This is a genomic window from Pseudomonas sp. 44 R 15, assembly GCF_900004965.1.
Taxonomy (GTDB): domain Bacteria; phylum Pseudomonadota; class Gammaproteobacteria; order Pseudomonadales; family Pseudomonadaceae; genus Aquipseudomonas; species Aquipseudomonas orientalis_A.
Genome location: NZ_CVTU01000048.1, coordinates 42,612 through 49,771 on the forward strand (window position 1 = coordinate 42,612; position 7,160 = coordinate 49,771).

The window sequence follows — 7,160 nt, forward strand, 5'->3', positions numbered from 1 at the left end:
CATGACATTCACTCGCTTAAACTCACCGGTTCAATCCAGCCCCGGACCACTGCCTGCATGCCGCATTCCGACACACTGCCCGCCGTTCTGGCGGGCCCTCTGCTGCGACGCCTCGAAGCTCGGCGCCTGGTGTTGTGGCTGGTAGGAAGTCGAGCACTGGAACTGACGCTGAAGCTGCATCTGCCCGAGCAGACACTGGAGATTATCCTTGACTGCAACGTCGTACCCGTCGGGCGTCACGCATTTATTCACTTGATCGATGTGTCACTGGACGAAGCGCTGCCGCTGGACGTGGCGATCGGCTACGACCTGGTTTTCGCCGATACTGGCATCGCCGAGTGGGCACCGCACCTCCTGTACGCCGACCACCAATACCCCAGTTTCGTCCTGCATAGCCGTATCCATCAGTTGGTGCACGGCTCATGCCGCAAACCCCATCACAGTGCCAATGACGGTTTGCTGTGCGTCGACCGTCTGCTGGCCGACGCCCAAACCCCGGTCGAACGTCCGGCCTTGCTGATGATGAGCGGCGATCAGGTTTACGCCGACGATGTCGCCGGGCCGATGCTGCGTGCGATTCATGGGCTGATTGCACGGCTGGGCCTGGTCGATGAATACCTCGAAGGCGCCGTGGTCGATGACAGCGCAAGCCTCTACCGGCATCCCGCCAGTTATTATCACCGTGCCGACTTGCTGCCGGCACTGGACAGCAATGAGACGTTGCGCGAACGCTTCTTTGGTGGCGTGAAAAAGCCGATTTTCACCAGCAGCACCGCCGATAATCATCTGGTGACCTTTGCCGAAGTCATCGCGATGTACCTGCTGGTGTGGTCACCCACGCCCTGGACGCTGATCACGCTTCAAAGCCCGCCCCTGAGCCTGGAACGACAGCAGCGTTATGCCAGCGAAGAGCTCCGGGTCGAGGGATTCCGCGATGGGCTGCCGGGGGTCGCGCGAGTCTTCGCCCACCTGTCGACCTTGATGATCTTTGACGACCATGACATCACCGACGACTGGAACCTCAGCGCCCAATGGGAGGAAACCGCTTACGGCCACCCCTTCTCCAGACGCATCATCGGAAACGCCCTCCTGGCCTACCTGCTATGCCAGGGCTGGGGCAATCAGCCCGATGCATTTGGCGAACTGGTGAGCCGAACCCAAGCGTTGACCCGTCAGACCCGGGCCAACCATCTGGACGCAGCCGCGCAGGACGAATTACTCGAAGCGCTGCGCAAATTCCAGCACTGGCACTACGTACTACCCACCAACCCCGCGCTGGTGGTGCTCGACACCCGCACCCGGCGCTGGCGCAGCGAGTTCACGCTCAAGCAACCCTCCGGCCTGCTGGATTGGGAAGCCTTGAGCGAGCTGCAGCAGGAACTGCTCGATCACCCTTCGGCGATCATCGTCTCGCCCGCGCCAATCTTTGGCGTGAAGCTGATAGAGACCGTGCAGAAAATCTTCAGTTGGTGCGGCCACCCCTTATTGGTCGACGCCGAAAACTGGATGGCCCATCGCGGCAGCGCCCAGGTGATTCTCAATATCTTCCGCCACTCCCGCACACCCGGTAATTACGTGATTCTGTCGGGGGACGTGCATTATTCGTTTGTCTACGAAGTGCTGATTCGCCACCGCAATGCGGGTCCCAGGATCTGGCAGATCACCAGCAGCGGCATCAAGAACGAGTTCCCGCCGCGTCTGCTGGAATGGTTCGACCGTCTCAACCGCTGGCTCTACTCCCCGCGCTCACCGCTCAACTGGTTTACCCGGCGCCGTACCATGCAGGTGGTGCCGCATATCCCGGAACATGCCGAGGCGGGCGAGCGCTTATGGAATTGCGCGGGAATCGGTCAGGTGTTTTTCAACGAAAAGGGCCAACCTGAAGCGATTTTTCAGCACAACGCGAATGGCAAGCCGCGTACGAAAATGACCGCGCCACGCCCCTGAAACAATACATCTGCCCTATTCAAAGCACACCGGCCGCGTTGTACAGTAGCGCCAGCCACGGAGTATCGGCGTCAACCACAGCTGGCCTCGGGAGCCAGTTCACGCAGGAAGCGCGTAAATGGACGATACAACCGGCAGTGAAATACCGCGCAATGACTTTTCCGACCTCAGCGCCGACCTGTTGCATGCCATCATGGAATTGGTCAGCGACGGTATCTGGGACTGGAATGCCAATACCGGCTTCGTCTACCGCAATCCCGGTTGGTACGAAATGCTGGGTTACTCGCGCCACTCCCTGGAAAACAGCGTATTCACCTGGGAGAACCTGATCCATCCTGAGGATTACCCCCGGGTGATGAGCGGATTTGATGACTATATCTGCCAACGCGCGCCCCAATACCGGGCCGAATACCGCTGCCGCAAGCGCGACGGCAGCTACCTCTGGATCGAAGACCGGGGCTACGTCATCGCGCGTAATCCCGATAACTCGGTCGCGCGCATGGTGGGTGCGCACCGCGATATTCATACGCGCAAATGCTCCATGGAGCGCCTTCAACAGCGTAACGAGTCTCTTGAAGCACTGGTGGTGGAGCGCACCCTTGAATTGTCGCGCGTCAATCAGCAGCTGCAACTGCAATTGGACGAAAACCGCTCCCTGGCCGAACGGGACGCCTTGACCCGCATCGCCAACCGTTATCGCCTGGAAAAGGTATTGCTCGAACAGTGCAGCCGCGCCGAACGCTTTCGCCTGCCACTGGCGCTGGTGGCCATGGATATCGATGACTTCAAGCCGATCAATGACCGACATGGCCATGCCGTAGGCGATCAGACGCTGATACGGGTGGTTGAAGGCCTGGAAGCGTGCGTGCGTGCGGATGACGTGCTGGCGCGCTGGGGCGGTGATGAATTCATGCTGGTCTTGCCCAACAGTACCCTGGAGACGGCCAGGGAACTGGCCGAACGGGTGCGTCATAAAATCCAGGAAATGCCCGCCGTGGGTGGCGCCAGGATAACCCTGAGCCTGGGCGTGGTGGAGCGTCAGCTCGGTGAGTCACCGGCAGCCCTGATGACCCGCGCCGATCAGGCGCTGTATCGGTCCAAGGCGGCGGGGAAGAATGGTGTGTCGGAATAAACCAGCGACCTGAGCGGGCTCACCTTCGATGAGTTGCCTTGACCTGACTCCCCTGCCCCCTGAAAATGCGCGACGCTTTTTTGTCTCTCCCCGTTTACTGAAGTAGTGAAATTTCAATGTCCGATTCGTACACCGCTGAATCCGCCGAAGCCTCCGTAACCGCCTTGCACGCCAAAGCCGAGTACGAGAACGCCATCAATCTTTCACAGCATGTGCCAGCGGCCAAGATCATCAGCGAAATGGTGCTGGACGCGTTTCATACCTCCAAGGAAAGCGACCAGATCCGCGAATTGCGCCTGGCCATCCGTCAGGCCCATGACGCCTTTGACGATGACAAGGCGTACGAGCTGATGGGCCGGCTCAAGCAATTGAAGGACGCCGAAGCGGCCGATAACGCCGCCCTGGAAGACTTGAGCAGCAAGTTCTCGATCAGCCGCATCCTGTCCAGCTTCAAGGACGACCCCGAGTTCCAGGAACTGGTCTATGGCCTGGCCCTCAAGGTGCTGAACCAGTCGCACCAGGCCATCAGCAACCCGAGCGCCGGCAAGGGCAAGGCCGCGCGTGCCAAGAAAGAAGCCGAGGTGTTTGTGATCAGCAAGGAGGGTACCAGTGTCACCCTGCCACTGCGCACGCCGCGCTCCAAACTCAACGTCGACCGTGAAGCATTCGAATTCCTGGGGTTCAACTTTGTCGGTGAGGGCGATGAAGCCGAGCCGGAAGTGGAAAGCTTTGTCGATAACGCCGGCACTGAACAGCCGCTGAGCCGCAAGAACGTGATTGCGGCCCTGCAACAGCAGACAGCCTTTGATGGCTACAGCATCGTCCAGCAGTAATCCATTGCCGGTCACACAGCAGGACTGAAGTTGGGGACGGGGCAAGTCCTGATGCAGGTCAGTTAGCGCAGATCCCCTGTGGGAGGGGCGGTGCTCCGTTCCCACCTTTTGTCTGCGGTTCAGCCGACACCCACGATCTGCGTGGCGAACACCTGACGAAACCGCTCCATCTCCTGCCGGTTACCCACTGTCACCCGCACCCACTGCGGCCAGTTGCTCCATACCCGCCCCACCAGCACGTTCTGTGCAGCCAGCCGCTCGATTACCTGCTCTGCGGGTTGCTTGACGTCGATCATGAAGCAGTTGCTCTGCGAGGCCGTGCACCTGAACCCTCGGTCCTTGAGCCACGCGATAGTCTCATCACGCACGGTGGCATTGAGCGCCTTGCGCTGGCCCAGCAGCTTGACGTCCTCCAGGCTGGCATGGGCACCCAGCAGACTGGCACCCGCCGGCACATTGTCACCGCCGAACACCGCCAGTTGCTCCAGCAATGCCGGGTGGCCGATTGCCAGGCCCAGGCGCGCACCGGCCATGCCGTAGATTTTCGAGAACGTGCGCAGTACCAGCAGGTCGTCGTGGTCGCTGGTCCAGCTCACGCAACTGGGGGCATCGCAGAAATCGATATAGGCTTCGTCCACCACCAGCACGCTGCCTTTGGGTTTGTTGGCCAGCGCCTGACGGATGGCCTCGGTTGGCGTCAAGGTACCGGTCGGGTTGTTGGGGTTACACAGGTACAGCATGCCGGCCTGGGGATCAGCCGCGAGCATGGCCAGTACATCATGGGCATGCGCGGCATCGAGGTTCACTTCGCGCACCGGTGCCTGGTTCGACGCGGCCGCCTGGCGCGGCACTTCGTAGGACGGCGTGGCCATCACCAGGCCACGGGTTGGACGGGTGAACGCCAACACGGCATAGCGCAGGGCGGCCATGGAGCCGGTAAACACGGCCACGCGCTCTTCGGTAATACCTTGCTGCCGGGCGAACAGCGCAGCCAACGCGTACATGTGCGGGTAAGGATAACGTCCTGCTGCCGCACTGCCCCGCCCCATCGCCTCAAGCGCCGCCGTTGACGGCCCGTAGGGGCTTTCGTTGTAGTTGAGCAATACGGTGTCAGAGGTCACCGGCGTGGGGTTGGCGACAGCCCAATCCAGGCGCCCCAGCACCGGCAAGGCCGCGCCCAGGGCGAGAAGAGATCGACGGCTGACGCTGACCATGGCAACTACTCCTTGTAGACGAACGATGATTCCTACGGGTCGTACAGAGAAGTATGACGAGGAAAACGCAGCCTGATTTAGCGCTTTATTGTTGAGCAACACACATGTAACACTCGCGATCGCGACGTTGAAAAGCCCCGTGGCAGGCTCTAGATCCACGGTTTCGCGAAGAAAAAATGGACGATCATGACTAAAGGGAACTGGTGAGCACGTGATGCACAGACGGGAAAAAACCGAGCACCTGAAGAGCAACATCAGGTACTTGATCAAAAGTCGCGGCGAAACCCAGCTTTCGTTAAGCAGCGCCGCCGGCCTGACCAGGACCACCATCTACAACATCCTCGAAGGCAAGGTCGCCAACGTACAACAGTCGACCCTGCGCAAAATCTCCGACTTCTTCGGCGTCTCCTACGAAGAAATCGAAACCATCAATTTTGAAGCCAAGGAAATCATCGAGAGCCATGCTTCACCCCTGGGCAACATGAACCCGGCGGCGGTGCCTGTGCTCAAGGAAAGCCAGGTCATGCAGCACCTGGGCAAGCGCATCGGTGAGCTGTCCACGCTGTTCCCGCTGACTTACTACTTCGGCCTGTCCTGCAACTTGATCGGCGTACTGCTGGAGCACGCCATTACCGGTCTCAATGAGCCAGGGGACCTGCTGATCGTTCAAAAAGGCGCGTGCAGCGACGACAAGGAAAAGCTGGTGTACGACCGCGCCACCCAAAAGCTCTTCATTACCCTTGAACCCTGTGCGAACTCGGATCGCCTGTGTGTCATCGGCGATATCTTCGAGGAGCGCTTCAATGAACAGGCTTGAGGCACCGGTTGAAAACAGCAAATACAAGCTGCTGGGGTTTGAAAATGACAAGCGCCTGGCGGTGATCATGGTGATCGACACGGGCAAGGTCATCAGGATCAAGCTCAGTGAAGTGCTCAACAGCGAAATGATGGACAACTTCAACAGGATGGAAATCAAGAACCTCTACAAGAAGTTCTATTCACAAGGCGGTGCGCTCACGGCCTACGACATGAACGACCGCAATGAAAACTCATGGATGATCTACATCATCCTGAATCTGCTGCTGTTCACGTTTTATATCTTTACCAGTATCGCCGCGACCAAACCGATCTACCTGGAGTCGATGGGCATCATCGTGACGCCGGGCACGTTCCTGTATCCCCTGACCTTTCTGATCGTGGACCTGCTGAACGAAAACTTCGGGCTGCGCCTGGCACGCCGAGCGATCCTGTTTGCGTTTGCCAGTAACGCGATGATCATCATCCTGCTCTACGGCTCGACCTTCCTGCCGGGGCTGCCGGGCTGGAAACTGGATGGACCGTACACCGACGTGATCCTGCAAGTCTCGTCGGTGCTGATCGCCTCGTCGGTGTCCTTCCTGGTGTCGGAGAACATCAACTCTTATCTGCTGTGCAAAATCAAGGAACTGACCAACTCCAGGTACCTGTACCTGCGGATTTTCCTCAGTACGTTCTTTGCGGTCATTATCGACAGCTTCCTGTTCTGCTTTATCGCCTTCTATGGCGTGATGCAGACCGGTGACATCCTGAGCATGATCTATGTGCAGATCGCGATCAAAGTCGGCTTTGCGTTCTTCAATATCCTGCCGGCGTATGGGGCGCGGTCGTTGTTCAAGCGCTATCTGACCAGTGCCAACGCCTGACCATTGGCTGATGGATAACTTTGTGGGAGGGGGCTTGCCCCCGATGGCGGCCTCTGGGCCGACCAGGATGTTGGATCAGATCGAGTACATATCCGTTTCTGCGGTAACGGCTGCTTAGGGTTCCGCCCTGACGGCGGCTCACTTTTGAAAAGCGCAAAAGTAAGCAAAACGCTCTTGCCCCACCACTCGGCACCTCGCTAATGCTCGGTGTGCCCGAACGAAGGCTTGAATCCGTGGGCCGCCGCAATGGGCCATCCGTGGCCCAGTGCGGCTAACCCGGCGTCCTGCCGGGTTGCCCACGGATTCAAGCCTGCGTTCGGCCAGCGTGGTTTAACGGGGCGCCTAGGATCAA

General features: G+C 59.1%; 6 protein-coding genes. 5 read left to right on the forward strand and 1 reads right to left on the reverse strand.

Annotation, left to right across the window (positions count from 1 at the left end; genetic code table 11):
- Positions 1–57 precede the first annotated feature (57 nt).
- From BFP93_RS05795 to BFP93_RS05805, 3 genes are all read left to right on the forward strand, one after another.
- Positions 58–1,947 (forward strand): alkaline phosphatase D family protein, encoded by a 1,890-nt coding sequence (locus BFP93_RS05795; RefSeq protein WP_065892397.1) that lies wholly within the window; start codon positions 58–60, stop codon positions 1,945–1,947.
- Positions 1,948–2,065: 118 nt separating this feature from the next.
- Positions 2,066–3,079 carry a sensor domain-containing diguanylate cyclase gene (locus BFP93_RS05800; protein WP_065892398.1) on the forward strand — a complete coding sequence of 338 codons (1,014 nt, stop codon included), beginning with the start codon at positions 2,066–2,068 and terminating at the stop codon, positions 3,077–3,079.
- 116 nt (positions 3,080–3,195) lie between these two features.
- On the forward strand, positions 3,196–3,912 hold the full coding sequence (locus tag BFP93_RS05805) for a hypothetical protein (protein WP_065892399.1): 717 nt from the start codon (positions 3,196–3,198) through the stop codon (positions 3,910–3,912).
- A gap of 119 nt (positions 3,913–4,031) precedes the next feature.
- On the opposite strand, the gene BFP93_RS05810 is transcribed toward BFP93_RS05805, so the two are convergent.
- Entirely contained in the window at positions 4,032–5,126 is a 1,095-nt protein-coding gene (locus BFP93_RS05810) for a pyoverdine biosynthesis transaminase PtaA (RefSeq protein ID WP_065892400.1), read from the reverse strand.
- Positions 5,127–5,340: 214 nt separating this feature from the next.
- Here BFP93_RS05810 and BFP93_RS05815 point away from each other — a divergent pair, with 214 nt between their 5' ends.
- On the forward strand, positions 5,341–5,943 hold the full coding sequence (locus BFP93_RS05815) for a helix-turn-helix transcriptional regulator (protein WP_065892401.1): 603 nt from the start codon (positions 5,341–5,343) through the stop codon (positions 5,941–5,943).
- Entirely contained in the window at positions 5,930–6,808 is an 879-nt protein-coding gene (locus BFP93_RS05820) for a queuosine precursor transporter (protein ID WP_065892402.1), read from the forward strand. The genes BFP93_RS05815 and BFP93_RS05820 overlap by 14 nt, the downstream gene beginning before the upstream one ends.
- Positions 6,809–7,160: the final 352 nt, after the last annotated feature.

Coding starts and splice junctions, on each gene's coding strand:
- BFP93_RS05795 (WP_065892397.1), top strand. CDS start 58: ATGCCGCATTCCGACACACTGCCCGCCGTTCTGGCGGGCCCTCTGCTG.
- BFP93_RS05800 (WP_065892398.1), top strand. CDS start 2,066: ATGGACGATACAACCGGCAGTGAAATACCGCGCAATGACTTTTCCGAC.
- BFP93_RS05805 (WP_065892399.1), top strand. CDS start 3,196: ATGTCCGATTCGTACACCGCTGAATCCGCCGAAGCCTCCGTAACCGCC.
- BFP93_RS05810 (WP_065892400.1), bottom strand. CDS start 5,126: ATGGTCAGCGTCAGCCGTCGATCTCTTCTCGCCCTGGGCGCGGCCTTG.
- BFP93_RS05815 (WP_065892401.1), top strand. CDS start 5,341: ATGCACAGACGGGAAAAAACCGAGCACCTGAAGAGCAACATCAGGTAC.
- BFP93_RS05820 (WP_065892402.1), top strand. CDS start 5,930: ATGAACAGGCTTGAGGCACCGGTTGAAAACAGCAAATACAAGCTGCTG.